17 protein-coding genes are annotated in these 20,853 nt (G+C 71.6%); 15 read left to right on the top strand and 2 right to left on the bottom strand.

Going from position 1 to position 20,853, the window contains the following annotated elements:
* Positions 1–6 precede the first annotated feature (6 nt).
* The 3 genes from purF (at position 7) to ACESM1_RS21535 (ending at position 2,624) form a co-directional block, all read left to right on the top strand.
* Entirely contained in the window at positions 7–1,521 is a 1,515-nt protein-coding gene (gene purF / locus ACESM1_RS21545) for an amidophosphoribosyltransferase (RefSeq protein ID WP_372623268.1), read from the top strand.
* Positions 1,518–2,246, top strand: a complete 729-nt coding sequence (locus ACESM1_RS21540) for an SDR family NAD(P)-dependent oxidoreductase (RefSeq protein ID WP_372623267.1) — start codon at positions 1,518–1,520, stop codon at positions 2,244–2,246. Before purF ends, ACESM1_RS21540 begins: the two co-directional genes overlap by 4 nt.
* Positions 2,247–2,372: 126 nt before the next feature.
* Positions 2,373–2,624: a hypothetical protein gene (locus ACESM1_RS21535; RefSeq protein WP_372623266.1), complete on the top strand. Its 252-nt coding sequence runs from the start codon at positions 2,373–2,375 to the stop codon at positions 2,622–2,624.
* A 24-nt stretch (positions 2,625–2,648) separates the two neighbouring features.
* Here ACESM1_RS21535 and xrtA read toward each other — a convergent pair whose 3' ends face one another.
* A complete protein-coding gene (xrtA, locus tag ACESM1_RS21530) occupies positions 2,649–4,166 on the bottom strand; it encodes an exosortase A (RefSeq protein WP_372623265.1) in 1,518 nt (505 codons plus the stop codon).
* A 264-nt stretch (positions 4,167–4,430) separates the two neighbouring features.
* On the opposite strand from xrtA, the gene ACESM1_RS21525 reads away from it, so the two are divergent.
* From ACESM1_RS21525 to ACESM1_RS21500, 6 genes are all read left to right on the top strand, one after another.
* Positions 4,431–5,618: a glycosyltransferase family 4 protein gene (locus ACESM1_RS21525; protein WP_372623264.1), complete on the top strand. Its 1,188-nt coding sequence runs from the start codon at positions 4,431–4,433 to the stop codon at positions 5,616–5,618.
* 234 nt (positions 5,619–5,852) lie between these two features.
* Positions 5,853–8,003 carry an NAD-dependent epimerase/dehydratase family protein gene (locus ACESM1_RS21520; protein WP_372623263.1) on the top strand — a complete coding sequence of 717 codons (2,151 nt, stop codon included), beginning with the start codon at positions 5,853–5,855 and terminating at the stop codon, positions 8,001–8,003.
* Between the two features lie 5 nt (positions 8,004–8,008).
* Positions 8,009–9,109, top strand: a complete 1,101-nt coding sequence (locus tag ACESM1_RS21515; RefSeq protein WP_372623262.1) for a glycosyltransferase — start codon at positions 8,009–8,011, stop codon at positions 9,107–9,109.
* Positions 9,110–9,113: 4 nt separating this feature from the next.
* Positions 9,114–9,842, top strand: coding sequence for a YdcF family protein (locus ACESM1_RS21510; RefSeq protein ID WP_372623261.1), 729 nt, complete (start codon positions 9,114–9,116; stop codon positions 9,840–9,842).
* A gap of 87 nt (positions 9,843–9,929) precedes the next feature.
* Positions 9,930–11,723, top strand: a complete 1,794-nt coding sequence (locus ACESM1_RS21505) for a right-handed parallel beta-helix repeat-containing protein (protein WP_372623260.1) — start codon at positions 9,930–9,932, stop codon at positions 11,721–11,723.
* Between the two features lie 50 nt (positions 11,724–11,773).
* Positions 11,774–12,931, top strand: coding sequence for a M20 family metallopeptidase (locus tag ACESM1_RS21500; RefSeq protein ID WP_372623259.1), 1,158 nt, complete (start codon positions 11,774–11,776; stop codon positions 12,929–12,931).
* A gap of 9 nt (positions 12,932–12,940) precedes the next feature.
* On the opposite strand, the gene ACESM1_RS21495 is transcribed toward ACESM1_RS21500, so the two are convergent.
* The gene (locus tag ACESM1_RS21495; RefSeq protein ID WP_372623258.1) at positions 12,941–14,545 is read right to left on the bottom strand and encodes a dihydroxy-acid dehydratase; all 1,605 of its coding nucleotides are present in this window, start codon (positions 14,543–14,545) and stop codon (positions 12,941–12,943) included.
* Between the two features lie 302 nt (positions 14,546–14,847).
* Between ACESM1_RS21495 and ACESM1_RS21490 the strand changes: the two genes are divergently transcribed.
* Genes ACESM1_RS21490 through ACESM1_RS21465 form a run of 6 tightly spaced genes read left to right on the top strand, consistent with a single transcriptional unit; the run spans position 14,848 to position 20,552 of the window.
* Positions 14,848–15,777: an alpha/beta hydrolase gene (locus tag ACESM1_RS21490; RefSeq protein WP_372623257.1), complete on the top strand. Its 930-nt coding sequence runs from the start codon at positions 14,848–14,850 to the stop codon at positions 15,775–15,777.
* A 41-nt stretch (positions 15,778–15,818) separates the two neighbouring features.
* The gene (locus tag ACESM1_RS21485; RefSeq protein ID WP_372623256.1) at positions 15,819–16,832 is read left to right on the top strand and encodes a tripartite tricarboxylate transporter substrate-binding protein; all 1,014 of its coding nucleotides are present in this window, start codon (positions 15,819–15,821) and stop codon (positions 16,830–16,832) included.
* A 2-nt stretch (positions 16,833–16,834) separates the two neighbouring features.
* Complete coding sequence (locus ACESM1_RS21480; protein WP_372623255.1) at positions 16,835–17,353, top strand: hypothetical protein; 519 nt, start codon at positions 16,835–16,837, stop codon at positions 17,351–17,353.
* Position 17,354: 1 nt separating this feature from the next.
* Positions 17,355–18,854, top strand: coding sequence for a tripartite tricarboxylate transporter permease (locus ACESM1_RS21475; protein WP_372623254.1), 1,500 nt, complete (start codon positions 17,355–17,357; stop codon positions 18,852–18,854).
* Complete coding sequence (locus tag ACESM1_RS21470) at positions 18,851–19,534, top strand: substrate-binding domain-containing protein (protein ID WP_372623253.1); 684 nt, start codon at positions 18,851–18,853, stop codon at positions 19,532–19,534. The genes ACESM1_RS21475 and ACESM1_RS21470 overlap by 4 nt, the downstream gene beginning before the upstream one ends.
* A gap of 22 nt (positions 19,535–19,556) precedes the next feature.
* Positions 19,557–20,552, top strand: coding sequence for an aldo/keto reductase (locus ACESM1_RS21465; RefSeq protein WP_372623252.1), 996 nt, complete (start codon positions 19,557–19,559; stop codon positions 20,550–20,552).
* The last annotated feature ends 301 nt before the right edge of the window (positions 20,553–20,853 follow it).

Raw genomic sequence — 20,853 nt, 5'->3', positions numbered from 1 at the left:
AGCATCATGGACGATCTGACCACCAACCCCTGGGGTGATCCTTCCGCATTCCTTCCGGATGCTCCCCCCGCATCCCTTTGGGATGACGACAAGCCGCATGAGGAATGCGGCGTGGTCGGCATCTGGGGAAGCGCCGATGCCGCGGCGCTGACCGCGCTCGGGCTGCATGCGCTGCAGCATCGCGGGCAGGAGGCGGCGGGCATCGTCTCCATGGAGGAGGACGGTGTTTCCCACGCCCACAAGGGCCGCGGCCTGGTGGGTGACAATTTCGGCGACGCCGCGGTGATCGCCGGCCTGCCGGGCCGCGCCGCGGTCGGGCACAACCGCTACGCCACCACCGGCGAGACGGCGCTGCGCAACGTCCAGCCGCTCTACGCCGATTTCGAGTTCGGCGGCTTCGCCGTGGCGCACAACGGCAATCTGACCAACGCGAACACGCTGAAGCGCGCGCTGGTCCGCCGCGGCTGCCTGTTCCAGTCCACCACCGATTCCGAGGTGTTCGTCCACCTCATCGCCATCAGCCTCTATTCCAACGTGACGGACCGGCTGATCGATGCGCTGAAGCAGGTGCAGGGCGCCTACAGCCTGGTGGCGCTGCACAACGGTGCGCTGATCGGGGCGCGCGATCCGCTCGGCGTGCGGCCGCTGGTGCTGGGGCGGCTGCCGCAAGGCGGCTTCGTCCTGGCGTCGGAGACCTGCGCGCTGGATATCGTCGGCGCCGAGTTCGTGCGCGACGTCGAGCCGGGCGAGATCGTGGTGATCGACGACAGCGGCCTCAAGTCGCTGAAGCCCTTCGCGAAGCAGCAGAGCCGCTTCTGCATCTTCGAATACATCTACTTCGCCCGCCCCGACAGCCTGGTGGAGGGCACGCCGGTGTACGAGACGCGCAAGCGCATCGGCGCCGAGCTGGCGCGCGAAAGCGGCGTAGCCGCCGACGTGATCGTGCCGGTGCCCGATTCCGGCGTGCCGGCGGCGATGGGCTATGCGGCCGAGGCGGGCATCCCCTACGAGCTCGGCATCATCCGCAACCACTATGTCGGCCGCACCTTTATCGAGCCGACCGACCAGATCCGCCATCTCGGCGTGAAGCTGAAGCACAGCGCCAACCGCGCGGTGATCGAGGGCAGGCGCGTGGTGCTGGTGGACGATTCCATCGTGCGCGGCACCACCAGCCGCAAGATCGTGGAGATGGTGCGCGCCGCCGGCGCGACCGAGGTGCACATGCGCATCTCCTCGCCGCCCACCACGCATTCCTGCTTCTACGGCATCGACACGCCGGAGCGCAGCAAGCTGCTGGCGGCCAAGCACGACGTGGCGGAGATGGCCCGCATCATCGGCGCCGACAGCCTGGCCTTCATCTCGCTGGATGGGCTCTACCGCGCGCTCGGCCGCACCGGCCGCGACCCGGCCAGCCCGAGCTATTGCGACGCCTGCTTCACCGGCGACTACGCCATCCCGCTGGTGGACCAGCGCGACAATGCGGAGCGCCCCGTCTCGCTTCTGCGGGCCGCCAACGGATGAGCGACCTGCCTCTGAAGGACCGCGTCGCGCTCGTCACCGGCGCGTCGCGCGGCATCGGCGCGGCGCTGGCCGTCGAGCTGTCCCGCCTCGGCGCGCATTGCGTGCTGATCGCGCGCAGCCAGGGCGGGCTCGAGGAGACCGACGACGCGATCCGCACCGCCACCGGCCGCAACGCCACGCTGCTGCCCTTCGACCTGCAGAAGCAGGAGAAGGAGCTCGACATGGTCGGGCCTTCCATCGTGGAGCGGTTCGGGCGGCTCGACATCCTGGTCCACAATGCCGCCACGCTGAACAAGCTGACGCCGGTGGCGCATATCGAGCCGAAGGACTGGGCGGAGACGGTGGCGGTGAACCTCACCGCCGCCTGGCGGCTGATCCGCACCTGCGATCCGCCGCTGCGCGCCTCCGATGCCGGGCGGGCGGTGTTCGTCACCACCGGCGGGCTCGACCGGCCTTCCGCCTACTGGGGCATGTACGGCGCTACCAAGGCGGGGATGGAGCAACTGGTGCTGACCTGGGCTGCCGAGGTGGCGAAGACGAAGCTGCGGGTGAACCTGGCCGATCCGGGCGTGGTCGCCACCCGCCTGCGTGCCACCGCCTTCCCGGGCGAGGATCCGACCCGGCTGCGCCGGCCGGCCGATGTCGCGCCGGGCCTCGCCGCACTGTGCCTGCCCGCCGAGGCGCGGCACGGCGCGCGGGTGGAGATCGCCGCCGCCTCGCGCTGACGGGCGGCAACTTCCGAGTGAGCCTGGCCGGCCGCCACGCCGTGGCGGTCGAAACCGCTTGCCTTCCGGGGGAGGGGGCTGGGAAGCTTCCCGCCCCGCGGCGCGTTTCCGCCATCGGGAGGCGCCATGTCCTTGCAGAGAAAGCCCAGATCCTACTCAATCACCGGCGAGCCGATCCCGCGATGGCGGGCCGAGTTGCCCTTCGCCCTGTTGGCCGCCTCGGCGCTCGCCGCGCCGTTCGTGGTGCTGGGCCAGGGCGGTGACTGGCACACCGCGATCCTGGCCGGCTGTGTCGTGCTCGGCGTCCCCGGTGCGGCGGTGGACAGCATGATCGGCGCGGCGCGCTTCGCGGCGCTGCTCAGGGGCGAGCAGGGCTGAGCCGAACCCGCGGCGCGGCGGGATTCAGCGCACCGGGCCGGAGAGCGCCGCCGCGCGGCTGGCGATCGCTTCGCCCTGCGCCTGCAGCACCGCCTCGACCACGGCGCGCTGCCGGGGCGCGTGGGCGAGCTGGCCGGCGGTGGGCGGGCGCAGCGCGATCGTGACCATCACCGGCCGGCCGCGACCGCCGCCGAGGCTGTTCCAGGCCTGCTCGATCCGGGCGCGGATGCCGGAGCCGGTGGGCTGGCCGTTGAGGAAGGTCGCCATCGCCACCGTCTCGCCGCTGCCGCGCAGCTGCCGCGCGCGCCAGGCGGCGCCCGGCGCCCGCACGGTGAACTGGATGTCCTGGTCGCCGCCGGACAGGCGGCCCATCTCGGCCGCGACCAGCCGCCATGTGGCCTGGGCCGGGAAGACGACCGCCTCGGCTGCGAGGGTGTAGTCGCCGCAGCGCAGCATCGCCTCGCCGGGTGCAGGCGCGCATCCCTCCACCGCGGCGAGCGCCACGGCGCTGCGCTGCGGCGCCCGCGCACCCGCCTGGTTGAGCGAGAGCGCCACCACCGGCGCGGCCGCGGCAAGCCCGGTCGCGACGATCGCGGTCACCGCCAGCGCCACCGGGCTCGGCGCCGGCCATGCCCGTGGCGCCGCCGCCGGCTGCGCCGCCACCGGGCCGTCCTCGCGGAAGGGCAGGCCAGCCAGGATCAGCAGCAGCATGACGATCGAGAAGAAGATCCAGCCATAGAGGATGTGGTCGGCCGCCGCCGCCTCGGCGCTGCCGAGATAGCTGCCGAGCACCACGATGCCGAGCGCGCGCAGGCCGTTGGCGAAGATCGGCACCACCACCGCCAGCGCCATCACCGCCAGCCGGCGGCCGGGGCTGCGGAACATCACCAGGGCGTAGAGCGCGCCGAAGGCGATGGCGGCGATCAGGAAGCGCAGCCCGGCGCAGGCCTCGGCGACCAGGAAGGTGCCGGCCGGCGTCTCGATGATCAGCTCGTCCACGTAATGGGGAATCCCCACGACATCGAGGCCGAGATCCACCATCCGCGCGGTGATGGTCTGCAGCATCGGCGTGGTGAAGGCGCCGAAGGGGACGAGGAAGAACAGGTAGGCGAGCGGCGCCGCCATCGCCCGGGCCACGCGCCAGCCCAGCACCGACAGCACCAGGACCGGCAGCAGCGCCACCACGGTGAGCTGCCGCCCCTCCATGATGCCGAGCCGCTCCGCCGCCAGCCAGGCGAGCCCGATGGGCAGGGCGAGCAGGGCGAAGGCCGGGTTGGGCTGGGGCGGCAGGCCCGCCAGCCGGTCGCGCCGGGTCCAGGCGAGCCAGGCGGCGATCGGCAGCACCAGCCAGCAATGGTTGTAGGTTTCGGAGTTCTCCCACACCCTCACCGCCGCCGCGCCTTCCTCAAAGAAAAGCACGCCGAGGCCCAGCAGCCCTGCTCCGAGCAGCGCCAGCGCCAGGGGCCAGCCGGACGGGGCCGCCGGGGTGACGGGCAGAGCCTGATCGGGCGGGAGCTGGTCGAGCGGGAGCCGGCGGGACATCGGTTCGATCCTACACCGGAACGCGCCGGACGGCCACGGGCGGCGCCGGGCGCCGCCGGGGCGCCGGCAGGCCTGCCCTCGGCCGGTGCGGGCCGCTGCTCATGCCGTTCTCGCCTCTTTCATCTTCGGTGATGCTTCCCAGGAAGTATTGGTCAAGCTACAGCAAATTGCATTAAAGGTTGATATGGGAACTCATCCTTGCCCAGCGGCGTGACCGGCGATCCGCAGAGGGACGATTTGGCCGCGGCGGCATCTGCCCCGGCCATGCCGCCGATGCGCATCCTCTACAGCCACCGCATCCAGTCCCGCGATGGCCAGGGCGTGCATCTGCAGGCGCTGGTGGATGCGTTGACGGAGCAGGGGCATGTGGTGCGCGTCGTCGGCCCCTCCGGCTTCGAGAAGGCGGAGCTCGGCGGCGAGAGCCGGCTGGTCGCGCTGCTGCGCCGGGTGCTGCCGCCCTCCGCGGCGGAGCTGGCGGAGCTCGCCTACAGCATCCCAGCCTATCTGCGCCTCAAGCGCGCCGCGGCAGAGTTCCGGCCGGACGTGATCTATGAGCGCTACAACCTGTTCTACCTGTCCGGCGCGGTGCTGGCGCGCAAGCTGCGCCTGCCCTTCCTGGTGGAGGTCAACGCGCCGCTGGCGGAGGAGCGAACGCGCTTCGGCAATCTCCGCCTGCAACGCTTGGCTCGCTGGTCGGAGGCCTTCGTCTGGCGGCGCGCGGACCGCGTGCTGCCGGTGACGGAGGTGCTGGCCGGCCATGTCATCGCCTCCGGCGCGGATCGGGCGCGGATCACCGTGATCCCCAATGGCATCCACCTGGAGGAATTCCCCGAACCTCCTCCGCTGCCTGCCGATCCGAAGCCGGAGCTGACGCTCGGCTTCATCGGCTTCGTGCGGGACTGGCACGGGCTGGACGGCGTGGTGCGCGAGATCGCCGCCTTCCCGGGCACGCCGCGCCTGTCGCTGCTGGTGGTGGGCGAGGGGCCGGCGCGGCCGGGGCTGGAGAAGCTGGCCGCCGAGCTCGGCATCGCCGACCGCGTGCGCTTCACCGGGCTGGTGCGGCGCGAGCAGGTGCCGGGGCTGATCGTCGGCTTCGACATCGCCCTGCAGCCAGCCTCGGTGGCCTATGCCTCGCCGCTGAAGGTGTTCGAATACATGGCCGCCGGCCGCGCCATCGTGGCGCCCGACCAGCCGAACCTGCGCGAAGTGCTGGAGGATGGCCGCACCGCGCTGCTGTTCGACCCGGCGCGGCCGGGCGCGATGCAGGAGGCGGTGATGCGGCTCGCCACCGATGCGGCGCTGCGTGCGCGGCTCGGCGCGGCGGCGCGGGCGGAGGTGCTGCGGCGCGACCTGACCTGGGCGGGCAATGCGCGGCGCGTGGCGGCACTCGCCGGGTGCGAGATCGCGGCCCCCGGCGCAGGCCGGCGCGGCGGTGCAGGCAGGCTGACATGACCCACCGAGGGAAGCGGTCCACCCGAAATTCTCCTTACGGTTGCGCCGGGGCGGTGCGGGTGCCAAGAGCCGCGGCAACCGGATGCCGCACCGAGCGGTGCCGGGCCGCGGCACACGCAGGGAAGCAGCGATGATCCCGATACCGATGATCCTCACCCCCGTGGTCAGCGAACCGGTACGGCCACATGTGCCCATGGCTGGTGGCCTCCGCGATGCGGCGCCAGGGGGCCGCGCGTGACCCCCGGGACGCGGCGCATCTGCCTGGTCGGTGCCGGCTACATCGCCGGTATCCATGCCGAGGCCCTGAAGTCTCTCCCCGGCGTGCGCATCGAGGCGATCGTGGATCCGAACGCCGAGGCCGCACAGCGCCTCGGCGAGGCCCTCGGCGTCTCGCGCCGGCACGGCTCGGTGCGCGAAGCGCTGGGGGCGGGCGCCCTCGATGCGGCGCATGTGCTGACGCCCCCCGACACGCACCATGACGTCGCGCTTTCCTTCCTCGAGGCCGGGCTGCCGGTGCTGCTGGAAAAGCCCCTGGTCACGAGCACGGCGGAAGGGGAGGCACTGCTCGCTGCCGGCAGTGCAGGCGGCGCAACGGTGGGGGTGAACCAGAACTTCCTCTTCCACCCGGCCTTCGCTCGGCTCCGCGCACGCGTCGCGGCGGGTGAGTTCGGCCGTCCCTGCTTCGTGGACTGCATCTACAACGTGGCGCTGCGGCAGCTTGCCGCCCGCCAGTTCGGCCACTGGATGTTCCGCGCGCCCGGCAACATCCTGCTCGAGCAGGCGGTGCATCCGCTCTCGCAGATCGCCGCGCTGGCCGGGCCGATCCGGGAGGTCCGCGCGATGGCCGGGCAGCCGATCGGGATCGCCCCCGGCCTCCACTTCTACCCGAGCGTGACGGCCACGCTGCAGGGCGAGCGGCTGCCTGCCCAGCTGCGCTTCGCCGTCGGCCAGTCCTTTCCCTTCTGGCAGGTTTCCGTGGTCTGCGACGACGGCGTCGTCGTCGCGGACATCCTGGCCAACCGCGTCTTCGTCCATGGGCGCACGTGCTGGCTCGAGGCGGTGGACGGTCTGTTCGCGGGCACCGGGACGGCGGCAGCGATCGCCGGCGGCGCGGTCCGCAACGCGATGGATTACGGGCTCTCCACGCTGCGCCTGAAGGGTTCGACCAACCCCTTCTTCCTCAGCATGCGGGACAGCATCGCCGCCTTCCACCGGGCGCTCGATGCAGGCACGGCGCCCGAGAGCGATGCCGCCTTCGGCACCATGCTCGTGACGACCTGCGAGATGATCCGGGACGCCGCCTTCGCAGATGCGGCTCCGGTGGCGGGCACATCGCGGCCGGACGCGCCCGCTGTGCACCGGGAGCGGGAGGCCTTCACCCCCGACGCGGTGGTGCTTGGCGGCACCGGCTTCATCGGCGCGGAACTCGTGCGCCGCATGCTCGGACAGGGGATGCGCGTCGCGGTGATGGCGCGCTCCGTCCGGAACCTCGCGCCGGTGTTCGGCGACGCCGAGCGCGTCGCACTGCACCGCGGCGACATCCGCGACGGCGAGGCGGTGCTGCGCGCCGTCGGCGACGCGCCTCTTGTCGTCAACCTCGCCCATGGCGGTGGCGGAGGAAGCTTCGAACAGGTGCGCGCGGCGATGGTCGGCGGTGCGGAGACGGTGGCGCGCGCCTGCCTCGCCCGTGGCGTGCGCAGGCTTGTGCATGTCGGCTCGATCGCCTCGCTCTACCTCGGCCCCGATGCGGGCGTGGTGACGGGCGCCACGCCGCCGGACCCGCGTGCCGAGGAACGTGCCGAGTATGCGCGCGCCAAGGCGCTCTGCGACCATATGCTGCTGGCGATGCATGCCGCGGAGCGGCTGCCAGTCTGCATTCTGCGGCCGGGCCTGGTGGTGGGCGAGGGAACCTCGCCCTTCCACAGTGGCCTCGGCTTCTACAACAACGACCAGCATTGCATCGGCTGGAATGACGGGCGCAACCCGCTGCCCTTCGTGCTGGTGGGCGACGTGGCCGAGGCGATCCTGCTCGCCTGCCGCGCCGGGCCGGAGATCGAGGGACGCTGCTACAACCTGGTGGGCGATGTCCGGCCGAGCGCCCGCGACTACATTGCCGACCTCGGTCGGGCGCTGGGGCGCCCGCTGCGCTTCCATCCGCAGCGCCCGCTCGCGCTCTGGGGCGGGGAAGTCGCCAAATGGGTCATCAAGCGCGCGGGCGGTCGGAAGGTGCCGCTCCCTTCGCGCCGTGACATCCTCTCGCGCGGCCTCGCGGCGCGCTTCGACTGCGCGGACGCGATCCTCGACCTCGGATGGCGCCCGACGGCGGATCCGGCTGCCTTCGCGGCACAGGCCATCGCGGTGCACGCCCCAGCATCGCGGGCCTAGGGCGGATGCCGGCCTCGCCGCCGCTGCTCCTCCATGTCTTCTCGACCTTCGCGGTCGGCGGCCCGCAGGTGCGCTTCGCGGCGCTGGTCAACCGCTTCGGTCCGCGCTGGCGGCACGCCATCGTCGCGCTGGACGGCCGGACCGGGTGCGCCGAGCGGCTCGGGCCGGAAGTCCGCTTCGACTTGCTGCCTTCGCCAGTCCGCAGCGGCGATAGCCTGCCGCGGCGCCTGCTCAAGATCCGCACGATGCTGCGCCGGGTAGGGCCCGCCGCGCTGGTGACGAGCAACTGGGGCAGCATCGAATGGGCGATGGCCGATCTGGCCCCGCCCCGCATCCGCCACCTCCACATGGAGGACGGCTTCAACCCCGATGAGGCCGCCGGCCAGAAGCCGCGCCGCGTGCTGACGCGCCGCGCCGTGCTGCGCTGGAGCGAGGTCATCCTGCCTTCCACCGTCCTGCTGCGGGCGGCGCGCGAGACGTGGCGCCTGCCGGAGCGAAGGCTGCACCACATCCCGAACGGCCTCGACATCCGCCGCTTCCGCCCGGACGGGCCGCGCGCGGGGATCGCCGTGCCGGGGGAGGGGCCGGTGATCGGCACCGTGGCGGCGCTGCGGCGCGAGAAGAATCTCGGCCGGCTGCTGCGGGCCTGCGCCCTGCTGCGCGGCGAGGGGCACCACTTCCGCCTGCTGGTGATCGGCGACGGCGGCGAGCGCAGCGCGCTGGAGGCGCTGGCGGGGGAACTCGGCCTGGCGGGCTGCACGCTGTTCGCCGGCCATGTGCCGGACCCCGCGGCGGCCTATCGCGACATGGACCTGTTCGCGCTGTCCTCCGACACCGAGCAGATGCCGTTCTCGGTGATGGAGGCGATGGCGAGCGCGATTCCGGTCGCCGCCACGGCGGTCGGCGATGTGCGGGTGATGCTGCCGGCGGAGGCGGCGCCGCACCTGGCGGCGCTGGACGATGCGGCGCTGGCGACGGCGATCCGGCCGCTGCTGGGCGATGCCGGCCTCCGCGCACGGCTGGGTGCGGCCAACCGCGCCAAGGCCGAGCGCGACTATGACGAGGAGACGATGTTCCAGGCCTATGCCGCGCTGATCGGCGTTTGAAGGGATGCAGGGCGCGCTGACCGGCCTGCTGCTGCCGCCGCTGCTGCTGGTGATGGCGGTGCTGGCGGCAGGGCTGCTTGCCTGGCGCGGATGGCGGGCGATGGGAGGGCTGGCGGCGCTCTGTGCGCTGCTGCTGCTGTTGCTCTCCACGCCTTTCGCGGCCGGATCGCTTGCCGTCGCGGTGGCGCGGCTGGCGCCGGCTGAGGCCAGCATCCAGCCGGCGGCCATCATCGTGCTCGGCGGGGAGATGGTGCGCGGCGAGGCCGGGGCGGAGGTCGGTCCGCTGACGCTGGAACGGCTGCGTGCCGGCGCCGCACTGCATCGGCGCACCGGCCTGCCGCTGCTGGTCAGCGGCGGGCCCGTCGGGCGCGACGCGCCGCCGGTCGCCGAGCTGATGGCGGCGAGCCTGCGCGAGGATTTCGGCGTGCCGGTCCGCTGGGTGGAGCCGCGCGCCCGAGACACGCGGGACAATGCCGTGCTCGCCGCGGCGATGCTGCGGGCGGAAGGGATCGAGGCAGCCCATCTCGTCACCCATGCCTGGCACATGCCGCGCAGCCTCGGCGCCTTCGCCCGCGCCGGGCTGCCGGTGGAAGCCGCGCCGGTGCGCCAGGAGGTGCAGCCCCGCGGCACCGCCAGCGACTGGCTGCCCCGCCCCGACCACCTGGCGCGGAGCTGGTTCATGCTGCGCGAAGCGGCGGGGCTGCTGGTGTATCGCATCCGGGACGGCAACTAACCGGCTTCGACACAACTCGAAGTTGACTCGCGCTTGCGTGTGTATACAAACCGCCGCGGTGCCATCGCAGCAGGGGGGAGATGCATCTTGGCGACACTCAATGTCGGGTCCGGACAGCAATACGCGACCATCGCCGCGGCGGTCGCCGCCTCGCGCGATGGCGACGTGATCGCCGTGCAGGCCGGCACCTACACCAACGACTTCGCCACCATCTCGACCGACATCACCATCCAGGCCGTCGGCGGCGTGGCGAAGCTGGTGGCGACGGTGGCGCCGCCGAACGGCAAGGCGATCTTCGTCACCCGCAGCGACGTCACCATCCAGGGGCTGGAGTTCACCGGCACCAAGGTGCCCGACGGCAACGGCGCCGGCATCCGCTTCGAGGGCGGCAACCTGACCATCCTCGACAGCCACTTCCACCACAACGAGAACGGCATCCTCTCCGGCGCGTATCCGGACGGCACCATCACCATCCGCAACTCGGAGTTCGGCCACAACGGCGCCGGCGACGGGCGCACCCACAACCTCTACATCGGTGCGATCGGTCGGCTGACCATCGAGGACAGCTACCTGCACGACGCGGTGGTCGGCCACGAGGTGAAGAGCCGCGCCTACGAGACCATCATCCGCAACAGCCGCATCCAGAACGAGGACGGCAACGGCAGCTACGAGGTGGACCTGCCCAATGGCGGCCGCGCGGTGCTGACCGGCAACGTGATCCAGCAGGGGCCGGCCTCGCAGAACCCGGCGATCGTGCATTTCGGCGGCGAGGGCACGCCGTATGCGGGGTCGAGCCTGGAGATCTCCGGCAACACCGTGATCAACCAGCTCGCCTCGCCCAGCCAGCGGCTGCTGCTGAACCAGACGACCTACACGGCCACCATCACGGACAACGCGGTGTTCGGCCTGTCCTCCGCGCAGATCGCCTCCGGCCCGGCGACTGTGAGCGGCACCACCTATCTCGCGACCGCGCCCGCGCTCGACACCTCTCCCCCCGGCTCCGATACGACGCCCGCGCCCGGCAATGGCGGGGATGACGTCGTGCGGCTCGATGCGCCGATGAGCGGCGGCACGGTGGATCTCGGCGACGGCGCGGACCGGCTGGTGCTCTCCTCCGCCGGGCCGAACACGCTGACGGCGAGCAATGTGGAGGTGATCATCGGCGGCAAGGCGGCCGATGCGGTGACGCTCGGCACCGCCGGCGTGCGGGTGGATCTTCGCGACGGCGCGGACCGGCTGGTGCTGTCCTCCGCCGGGCCGAACAACATCGCCGTGCTGAATGTCGAGACGATCCAGGGCGGCGCCGCGGACGACCTGGTGCGCCTGCTCACCGCCGCGAACGGGGCGAGCGTGGAACTCGGCGGCGGCACGGACCGGGTGCGACTGTTCGCGGATGGCGCCAACACGCTGACCGTGCACGATGTGGAACTGGTGTTCGGCGGCAAGCTCGGCGATCGGGTGACGGTCGCGACCAGCGGGCCGGCCATGCTGGACGGGGCGGCGGGCGACGACACGCTGATCGGCGGCGGCGGCGCGGATCGCATCTTCGGCGGCGCCGGCGCCGACGAGATGACTGGCGGTGCGGAGCGGGACCGCTTCTTCTTCCGCGCCCCCGCCGAGAGCAGCGCCGCGGCGCCGGACCACATCACCGACTTCGTGGCCGGCCTGGACGACCTGGTCTTCGTCGGCCTGCTGCAGGGCAGCTTCGCCTGGCGCGGCAGCGGCGCCTTCACCGCCAGCGGCAATTCCGAGGCGCGCTTCGTCGCCGCGACCTCCGTCGTGCAGGTGGATGCCGATGGCAACGGCATGGCGGAGATGGCGGTGGACCTGACCGGGGGCTCGCTGTCCGGGCTGTCGGCCAAGGACTTCATCTGGAGCTGATCGCGTTGCCGTGATCTTCTCCCGCCGGGGTAACGACGGGCGGGAGAGGCATGCGTGAACTGACCGAGGCGGCGCTGCTCGAAGCGGTGCGCGGCTGGGTGGAGATCGAGAGCCCGACCCAGGACGCGGCCGGCGTGAACCGGGTGGCCGACCACGTGGAAGCGAAGCTGCGCCGGATGGACGCGCGCATCGAACGGCGTTCGGGCGTGGATGGCTTCGGCGACATCCTGCTCGGCCGGCTGGAGGGCGAGCGGCAGGGGCCGGGGCTGCTGCTGCTCGGCCATATCGACACGGTGCATCCGCTCGGCACGCTGGCCGGCCCGCTGCCCTTCCGCGTCGAGGGCGACCGGGCCTATGGGCCGGGTATCTACGACATGAAGGGCGGCAACGCGATCGCGCTCGCAGCGCTTGAGCATCTGCACGCGCAGGGGCGCAAGCCGCTGCTGCCGGTGACGGTGATGATGATCCCGGACGAGGAAGCCGGCAGCCCGACCTCCCGCGCGGCCATTGAGGCGGAGGCGCTGCGCCATGCCGCGGTGCTGGTGCCGGAGCCTTCCGGCGAGGGCGGCAGGCTGACCATCGCGCGGCACGGCATCGCGCGCTGGCAACTGCGCACCATCGGCCGCCCCGCGCATGCCGGCGCCTATCATGCCAAGGGCCGCAGCGCGATCCGCGAGATGGCGCACCAGATCCTGGCGGTCGAGGCGCTGACCGACCACGCGCGCAACTTCTTCGTCAACATCGGCATCGTTGCCGGCGGCACGCATGAGAACATGGTGCCCGCCGAGTGCCGTGCGGTCTGCTACGCGCTGGTGCCGACCGCGCGGGAGGAGGCGGAGTTGCGCGAGGCGCTGCTCGCGCTGCGGCCGCATGATCCGGAGGTACGGCTGGAGGTGGTGCAGGGCATCTCGCGCCCGCCCTATGCGAAGACGCCGGCGATCCAGGCTCTCTACGGCCACGCCGCCGCGCTGGCGCGCGGGATCGGCTTCGATCTGGCGGGCGAGCGCGTGGCGGGCGGCGGCAGCGATGGCAACTTCACCGGCGCGCTCGGCGTGCCGACGCTGGACGGGCTCGGCGTGATCGGCGACGGGCCGCATACGCTGGAGGAGCACCTGCTGGTCTCCTGCCTGGTGCCGCGCACGCGGCTGCTGGTGCGGATGTTCGAGACGCTTGGCGAGGCCGGCACGATGGCCGACAGCAAGCGGTAGCCCGCGCCACTACCGGGCCGCAGGCTGGGCGCCATGCGGCGGAAGGCGCGCGCGGCGGGCATCGAGCTCGGCGGCATCGACCCGCAGCTCCGCGCGCCGTGCCTCGAGGTTGATCTCGATGCGGTCACCATCCTCGATGAGGCCGATCGGCCCGCCCGCCGCGGCGTCGGGAGCCACCTCGGCCATGACCAGGCCCTTGCTGGCCAGGCCCGAGACATGGCCGTCCGTCACCACCGCCACGTCGCCGGCGAGACCTGCGCCATCCAGCGCGAAGACCAGCGGCGAGACGACGACGCCGCCGTCGCTGCCTGAGCCGCGCAGCACCACCACGTCGCCGGCGCGGATCACGCCGCCGCGCAGGCCCGCCATCGCGTCCTCCACCCGCGTGAAGCAGCGGGCCCGGCCGGCGAAGCGCACCGGCTGCCCAGCGCCGAGCGCCGGCCGCACCAGCCCACCGCCGGGGCAGAGCGAACCGCGCAGCAGCACGATGCCGGGACGCGGCGAGAGCGGACGATCGAGCGGGCGCACCACCGCCTCGTCCGCTACCTCGGCCGCTGCGACCTCCTCGCCCATGCTGCGACCGGTGACCGTGAGCGTCTCGCCATGCAGCAGCGATTCCAGCCGCTTCAGCACGGCCATGGTGCCGCCGGCGGCCTCCAGCGCCTCGGTGCGCAGGCTGCCGATCGGGCGTATCGCGGCGAGCACGGGCACGCGGTCCATCGCCTGTTCCAGCAGGCGGCGCGGGTCCGCCGTGATCCCCGCCTCGCGCGCGAGCGCGCCCAGCAGCCGGAGGCAGCCCGGCGGGCCGGCGACGGCCATCAGTGCCATCACGGCATTGGCGAAGGCCGCCTCGGTCAGGATGGCGCGCGGGCGGATGTCATCCGAGACCAGGCGCATGATCTGCGTGCCGGAGCGGCGGGCGAGGTCGAACATGCGCGGGCTGTTGGCCAGCACCGGCGCAGACCCCGGCAGCGAGAGGCCCAGCGCCTCGGCGACGATGTGCAGCGCATTCGCCGCACCGAGGCCGGCACAGGCGCCCGGGCCGCGGATGGCGGTGGCCGACATGCCTTCCAGCTCCGACAGCGGCAGGGCGCCGGCGGCGTGGTGCCCGGCGGCGAGCAGCAGCCGTCCGACATCGTTCGGATCGCCGCGCCACTCGCCCGCCGGCTGGTACCCGCAGCAGACGACGATGGCCGGGATGTCGAGCCGCGCCGTGGCCAGCAACTGCCCCGGCGTGGTCTTCTCGCAGGAGGCCAGCACCACCATGCCGTCGAGCTGGGCGCCTTCCACCTGCGCCTCGATGTCGCGGGCGATGAGATCCTGCGACGGGATGCGATAGCTGCCGCGCCGGCCGGCGGCCTGGATGAAGTCGGCGGGTGCGGCGGTGCGGATCTCGAGCGGCAGGCCGCCGCCGGCGCGCACCGCCTGCTTCACCACCGCCGCCACGCCGTCCAGGTGGATGAAGCAGCTCGCCAGATCGGAGGAGGTGTTCACCACCGCGATCTTCGGCTTCTCCATGTCCGCATCGGAGAGGCCGAGCGCCAGCCACTGGGCGCGACGCAGCGCCCAGGCGGCGCTTCCGCGCTCGAAATTGCTGCGCAGCGGGCGTTGCATGCCTTCTGCCGGCCTCCGGAGCCCCGTCAGGCGATTAGCCTGCGCCGTTTTCGCGCAAAAGTTAACCTTTGGCGATGCAACCCTGGCCAACCGTGAACGAACCCGGTCGGTGTCGCTCCGACCGTGGCGATCTTGACACGCCGCGCGCCGGCACGTTGTTTGGGCGGCACAGGCGGGTCCGCGCGCGGAAAGATGGATCGCAGGGAAACATCCATGAACCATCGGCGCGCGTTGCGATGCGCTGCGCTTCCCAGTGTCCGGGCCCTCAGCCACTCGCACCGCGACCAGAGGAACCCGGCCGCATGAGCCAGCCCGTCACCGGCATCGAGCATTGGACGAACAAGGGCGATGTCCGCCTGTTCCTGTGGGAGAAATTCACCGGCGAGCCCACCGCCGGCAAGCGCGGCACGATCCTGTTCATCCACGGCTCCTCGATGGCGTCGCAGCCGACCTTCGACCTGCAGGTGCCGGGGCTGCCGGACGTTGCGGTGATGGATGTCTTCGCCCGCGCCGGCTACGATTGCTGGTGCCTGGACAATGAGGGCTACGGCCGCTCATCCAAGCACCGCGACATCACCTGCGACATCTCGAACGGCGCCGACGACATCGCAGCTGCCGCCGACTACATCGAGAAGACGCGCCAGGCAGGGCCGCTGCTGGTCTATGGCATCTCCTCCGGCGCGCTGAAGGCGGCACTCTTCGCGCAGCGCAACCCGGGGCGCGTCGCGCGGCTGGCGCTCGACGCCTTCGTCTGGACCGGCGAGGGCAGCCCGACTTTGGCGCAGCGGCGGAAGAAGCTGCCGGAGTACCGCGCCGCCGGGAACCGTCGGCCGATCGACCGCGCCTTCGTGCATTCCATCTTCACCCGCGACCACCCCGGCACCGCCGACGACCGGGTGGTGGACGCCTTCGCCGAAGCGATCACCGCGCTCGACGACAGCGTGCCGATCGGCACCTACATCGACATGTGCCTGCACCTGCCGGTGGTGGACCCGAAGAAGATCACCTGCCCGACCATCGTGATGCGCGGCCAGTACGACGGCATCGCCGGCGTCGAGGACCTGCTGGAATTCTTCCGCCTGCTGCCCAACCCCGACAAGCAGTTCGCCGTGATGCCCGGCATCGCCCATGCGAGCTTCCAGCAGAAGAACTACCGTCTCGTGCAGCACATCCTGGCTTCGTTCTTCGCGCAGCCGGAGCCTGTCTACCTGGGGCCCGCAGAGGAACACTGACCGCCGGCGGCAGGCCGGCACCATCTGGGAGGAGAGAGAAGATGACGTCCGGGAACAGCATCACACGGCGCGGTCTGGGCCTCGCCGCGGCGGGACTCGGCCTCGCGGCGGCGCTGCCGCGCGACGCCGCCGCGCAGGCCGCTTTCCCCACGCGCAATTTCCGTGTGGTGATCCCGACCGGCCAGGGCGGAGGCGCGGAGCGCCTGGCGCGGAGCTTCGACGATGGCTGGTCGAAGCAGCTCGGCGGGCGGCGCTTCGAATACGAGTTCTTCCCCGGCGCCTCCGGCCAGGTCGGCTACGAGCTCTACGTGAACAGGCGCGACAAGGACGGCTACCACCTGCTGTTCGGCAACATGGGGCCGGAGATGCTGATGTACGCCCTCCAGCGGCCGCGCTTCCGCTTCCCCGAGGACATCACCTATTTCTGCCGCATCGACGTGGATGACAGCTGCGTCTTCGTCCGCGCCAACAGCCCGTTCCGCCGCATCGAGGACGTGGTGGCGGAGGCGAAGAAGCGGCCGCTCAACGTGGCGACCAGCCGCATCCCGCACCCGGCCTCGATCGGCATCCTCGCCCTCGGCGAATCGCAGAATGCCCGCTTCAACCTGGTGCCCTATGCCGGCGGCAATCCGACAGTGGTGGCGGTGCTGAACGGCGAGGCGGACATCGGCGTGCTGCCGATCGCGCTGGTGATCCGCCAGGGCGAGCGCATGCGCACCCTCGGCGTGTTCAACAACGAGAACATCGTCGCGGCGAAGTCGAACGACGCGCCGCCGATCAACCAGGTGTTCGGCACGCGCATCCCGCCGCTGCCCTCCTCCCGCTCCTGGGCGGTCCACACCGAGGTGATGGAGCGCTTCCCCGACCGGTTCAAGACGCTGGAGGAGAGCGCGGCCAAGGTGTTCGACGACCCCGCCTTCCGCGAGGCCTACGACAAGCAGGGGCTGCCGGTGGAGACCATCCGCTACGGTAATCGCGCGGCCTGCACCGAATACGCTCAGGGCATGCTGGAGTTGGCCAACCGCTACCGCGCGCAGCTCACGGCCCAGCGCTGAGCATGGCGGCACAGCGCCACGGCAGCGAGCGCAGGCGGGTCGGCCAGGAGCTGGTCATCCCGGCGCTCGCGGTCGGCTTCACCGTCTATTACTTCTGGACGGTGCGCGAGCTGGCCTGGGAGGCGAAGGCGAACGGCATCGTCATCGGTGCCATCCTCCTCGTGCTCGTGGCGCTGCTGCTGGTGCGGATCGGCTGGCAGCTGGCAATGCTGCAGGTGACGCTCGGCTTCACGCTGGGTGGCGACGCGCCCACCAACCGGCTGCGGCTCGCGCTGATGGCGCTGTGCGCGGCCTTCCTGGTGGCGCTGCCGCTGCTCGGCACCTCCATCGCGCTGGCGCTGCTGCTCTTCGCCGGCATGTGGCTGCTGGGCGCACGGCACTGGCCGAGCCTGATCGGCGTGTCGCTCGTCACGCCGGTGCTGGTCTGGCTTTCGTTGATGGTCGTCCTCGGCACGCGTTTTCCGATGGGGCCGTTCGAACACGCGATGGCCGCCCTGTTCGGCCTGCCGGGGCTGGACTGACGTGGAGCTGGATCTCGCGACGCTGGCCGAGCTGTTCGGCCGGTCCTTCTCGCTCTGGTGGGCGATCATTCCCGGCGTGGCGCTCGGGCTCGCGGTCGGCATCCTGCCGGGCTTCTCGCCGCAGAATACGCTGATCATCCTGCTGCCGGTCACGCTGGCGATGGATATCGAGGCGGCGCTGGCCTTCATGATCGCGCTCTACTGCGCGAACCACATGGCCGGCGGCATCCCGGCGATCCTGGTGAACATCCCCGGCAGCGCGGGGGCCGCGGCCACCTGCCTCGATGGCTACCAGATGACGAAGAAAGGCAAGGCGCAGCAGGCGCTGGTGCTGTCCTTCGTCGCCTCGGTGGCGGGCGGGCTGATCACCTCCGTCGCCGTGCTGGCGCTGCTGCCCTGGCTCGCCGAGATCGGGCTGGTGCTGCGCTCGGTCGAGATGGTCGTGATCATCCTGTTTGGCCTGACGCTGATCGCCGTGCTGGCGGCGAAGGACATGATCAAGGGGCTGATCGGCGGCATGTTCGGGCTGATGCTCGGCTCGATCGGCACCGACGCCGTCTTCTCCACGCCGCGCGCCACCTTCGGCCTGCTCGAGCTCTATGATGGCCTGCCGCTGGTGCCGGTACTGATCGGCCTGTTTGCCGTCAGCGAGGCGCTGGTGATGCTGGAGGAACGCTTCGCCGCCACCCCGCCCGAGCAGAGCCGCGCAGCGCAGTGGAAGGACACGCTGGAAGGCCTAGCCATCGCTGCGAAGCATTGGTGGCAGATCGTCTGGACGTCCCTCATCGGGCTGATCGTCGGCGTCATCCCGGGCGCGGGCGCCTATATCGCCGCCTTCGTCGCCTATCAGCAGTCGCGGCTGTTCTCGAAGACGCCGGAGCTCTACGGAACCGGCCACCCGGCGGGCGTGATCGCGCCCGAGAGCGCCAACAACGGCGTCACCTCCGGCACGCTGGTGCCGACCATGGCGATCGGCATCCCCGGCGGATCGACTGCGGCGGTGATGATGATCGTGCTGCAGTACCAGGGCATCACGCTCGGCCCGCGGCTGTTCCAGGAACAGCCGAACATCGCCTTCGGCGTCTTCGTGATGATGACCGTCGCCTACATCATGATGATCCCGCTGGTGCTGCCGATGGCGCGCTATGCCTCGCGCGTCGTCGCCGTACCGGTGCACACCATCGTGCCGCTGATCCTCGGGCTGACCATCATCGGCGCCTTCGCGGATCGCGAGTACATGTTCGACATGGTGCTGGCGCTGGTGTTCGGCGTAATCGGCTACATCGCCATCCGCACCAACTACAACGTCACCTCGATCCTGATCGGCGTGCTGCTGGGGCCGATCTTCGAGCGCTACCTGCTGCGGTCGCTGCGCATCGGGCAGGGCGACATCATGGTGCTGTTCTCCTCGCCGATCGCCAATGTGCTGTGGGCGCTGCTGGTGGTCTCCGTCGTGCTGCCGCTGTGGCGCGAGCGGCGCCTGGCGAGGGCGGCCGCATGAGCGCTCCGGTGCTGCTCGCCGCCGGCGCGGTGAAGACCGCGGTGGAGCGGCTGCTGGAGGGCGGCGCCTGGCGGGGCGAGCTGCCTGTCGTGCACTACGGCACGGCCGGCGCGCTGCGAGACCGCGTGCTGGCCGGCGAGGCGGCCGATGTCGTCGTCACGAGCGACGAGGGGCTGGCGAAGCTGCGCGAGGCCGGACTGCTGAAGCGGGTATTGCCGCTCGGTTCCGCCGGCACCGGGCTCGCGCTGCGCGGCGGCGCGACGGCGCGGCCGGTCGACACGGTGGAGGGCTTCCGTGCCGCGTTGCTGGATGCCGCAAGCATCGGCTGGGCCGATCCCGCGCGCGGCGCCACCGGGGGGCGGCATTTCGAGAAGGTCATCACCGCGCTCGGCATCGAGGCGGAGGTTCGCGCCAAGGGCACCCGCTTCCCCTTCGGCGTCGAGGCGGTGGCCGCCTGCGGCCGCGGCGAGGTGGAGCTTGCGGTCAGCCAGGCGACGGAGATCATCGGGCGGCCGGGCGTCTCGCTGCTCGGCCTGTTTCCGCCGCCGCATGCGCTCTCCACCGCCTATGCCGCCGCCGCGCTGCGCGAGGGGGCGGCGGCGGAGGCGCTGATGGCGCTGTTCGGCAGCGGCGCCGCGCGCCGGGCGATGGCGGAAATCGGCTTCACGCCGGCGGCATGACCACAGGCAGGGGAGACAGGCGATGACCGCGACGGGTTCCATCGAACGGCGTCCACTGGGACACGGCGGGCCGCCGGTTTCGGCGGTCGGGCTCGGCTGCATGTCGCTCTCCGGCGTCTATGGCGATGCCGAGGATGCCGTATCGGAGGAGCTGGTCCACCACGCGCTCGAGCTCGGCGTGAACCACCTCGACAGCTCGGACATGTACGGTTGGGGCCACAACGAGGAGCTGCTGGGACGGGCGCTGAAGGGGCGGCGCGACCAGGCATTCCTGGCCACCAAATTCGGCCAGATCCGGCGCGAGGGCGGCGGGAATGCCGTGGATGGCAGCGCCGGCTACGTGCAGCGGGCCTGCGAGGCGAGCCTGAAGCGCCTCGGCGTCGAGGTGATCGACCTCTACTATCAGCACCGCGTGGATCCGAACGTGCCGGTGGAGGAGACGATCGGCGCCATGGCGCGGCTGGTGGAGCAGGGCAAGGTGCGCTTCCTCGGCCTGTCGGAAGCGGCGCCGGAGCGCATCCGCCGGGCGCATGCCGTTCACCCGATCGCCTGCGTGCAGACCGAGTATTCGCTGCTCTACCGGGACGAGGCGGAGGCGACGCGCGCGGTGACGCGCGAGCTCGGCATCGCCTTCGTCGCCTATGCGCCGCTCGGCCGCGGCCTGCTGACCGGAGCGATCCGCAGCCTGGAGGATGTGGGCGGAAGGCGTGCGCAGCATCCGCGCTTCATGCCGGAGAATTTCGGCCACAACCGCGAGTTGGTCGCGCGTATCGAGGGCTTCGCGGCGGAAAAGGGCTGCACGCCGGCGCAGCTCTGCCTGGCCTGGCTGCTGGCGCAGGGCGAGGACGTGCTGCCGATCGTCGGCACGCGCAGCCAGGCGCGGCTGGAGGAGAATCTCGATGCGCTCGGCGTGCGGCTTTCGGACGAGGAGGTCGCGCGGATCTCGGCCGCGGTGCCGGCGGGCGCCGCCGCCGGCACGCGCTATCCTGCGGGAAACATGAAGGGCGTCTTCATCTGAACGCGCCCACGCGCCGTGGCGCAGGCGCTTGGAGACGATCTGGCCGGTCATGAAGCGGCACGCCGTGCCGGCGAGGAAGGTCGCCATGTCGGCCACGTCCGCCCGGCGCGAAGCCGTCGCCTCCGGCCGTCATTTCCGGCCTTGACGAGCGGACCGCCGGCGGCCCGTCGTGCGTCAGACGAACATTGTGTGCGCTTCGTGAGCGCTAGGTCCTGTGGACATTCACCTGAGCCAGAGGATGGTGGCTGCGATGGTGATGATGGCGAGGTAATTTCTCGCGGTCTTCTCGTAGCGAGTTGCG

It is taken from the genome of Falsiroseomonas sp. (assembly GCF_041690465.1).
GTDB lineage: Bacteria > Pseudomonadota > Alphaproteobacteria > Acetobacterales > Acetobacteraceae > Falsiroseomonas.
Note: the sequence above shows the minus strand (reverse complement) of the source record. Positions and strands in the feature narration are given on the sequence as shown.

Bases quoted from the DNA above. Each gene is read 5' to 3' on its own strand.
- purF (WP_372623268.1), top strand. From the start codon at position 7: ATGGACGATCTGACCACCAACCCCTGGGGTGATCCTTCCGCATTCCTT.
- ACESM1_RS21540 (WP_372623267.1), top strand. From the start codon at position 1,518: ATGAGCGACCTGCCTCTGAAGGACCGCGTCGCGCTCGTCACCGGCGCG.
- ACESM1_RS21535 (WP_372623266.1), top strand. From the start codon at position 2,373: ATGTCCTTGCAGAGAAAGCCCAGATCCTACTCAATCACCGGCGAGCCG.
- xrtA (WP_372623265.1), bottom strand. From the start codon at position 4,166: ATGTCCCGCCGGCTCCCGCTCGACCAGCTCCCGCCCGATCAGGCTCTG.
- ACESM1_RS21525 (WP_372623264.1), top strand. From the start codon at position 4,431: ATGCCGCCGATGCGCATCCTCTACAGCCACCGCATCCAGTCCCGCGAT.
- ACESM1_RS21515 (WP_372623262.1), top strand. From the start codon at position 8,009: ATGCCGGCCTCGCCGCCGCTGCTCCTCCATGTCTTCTCGACCTTCGCG.
- ACESM1_RS21510 (WP_372623261.1), top strand. From the start codon at position 9,114: ATGCAGGGCGCGCTGACCGGCCTGCTGCTGCCGCCGCTGCTGCTGGTG.
- ACESM1_RS21500 (WP_372623259.1), top strand. From the start codon at position 11,774: ATGCGTGAACTGACCGAGGCGGCGCTGCTCGAAGCGGTGCGCGGCTGG.
- ACESM1_RS21495 (WP_372623258.1), bottom strand. From the start codon at position 14,545: ATGCAACGCCCGCTGCGCAGCAATTTCGAGCGCGGAAGCGCCGCCTGG.
- ACESM1_RS21490 (WP_372623257.1), top strand. From the start codon at position 14,848: ATGAGCCAGCCCGTCACCGGCATCGAGCATTGGACGAACAAGGGCGAT.
- ACESM1_RS21485 (WP_372623256.1), top strand. From the start codon at position 15,819: ATGACGTCCGGGAACAGCATCACACGGCGCGGTCTGGGCCTCGCCGCG.
- ACESM1_RS21480 (WP_372623255.1), top strand. From the start codon at position 16,835: ATGGCGGCACAGCGCCACGGCAGCGAGCGCAGGCGGGTCGGCCAGGAG.
- ACESM1_RS21470 (WP_372623253.1), top strand. From the start codon at position 18,851: ATGAGCGCTCCGGTGCTGCTCGCCGCCGGCGCGGTGAAGACCGCGGTG.
- ACESM1_RS21465 (WP_372623252.1), top strand. From the start codon at position 19,557: ATGACCGCGACGGGTTCCATCGAACGGCGTCCACTGGGACACGGCGGG.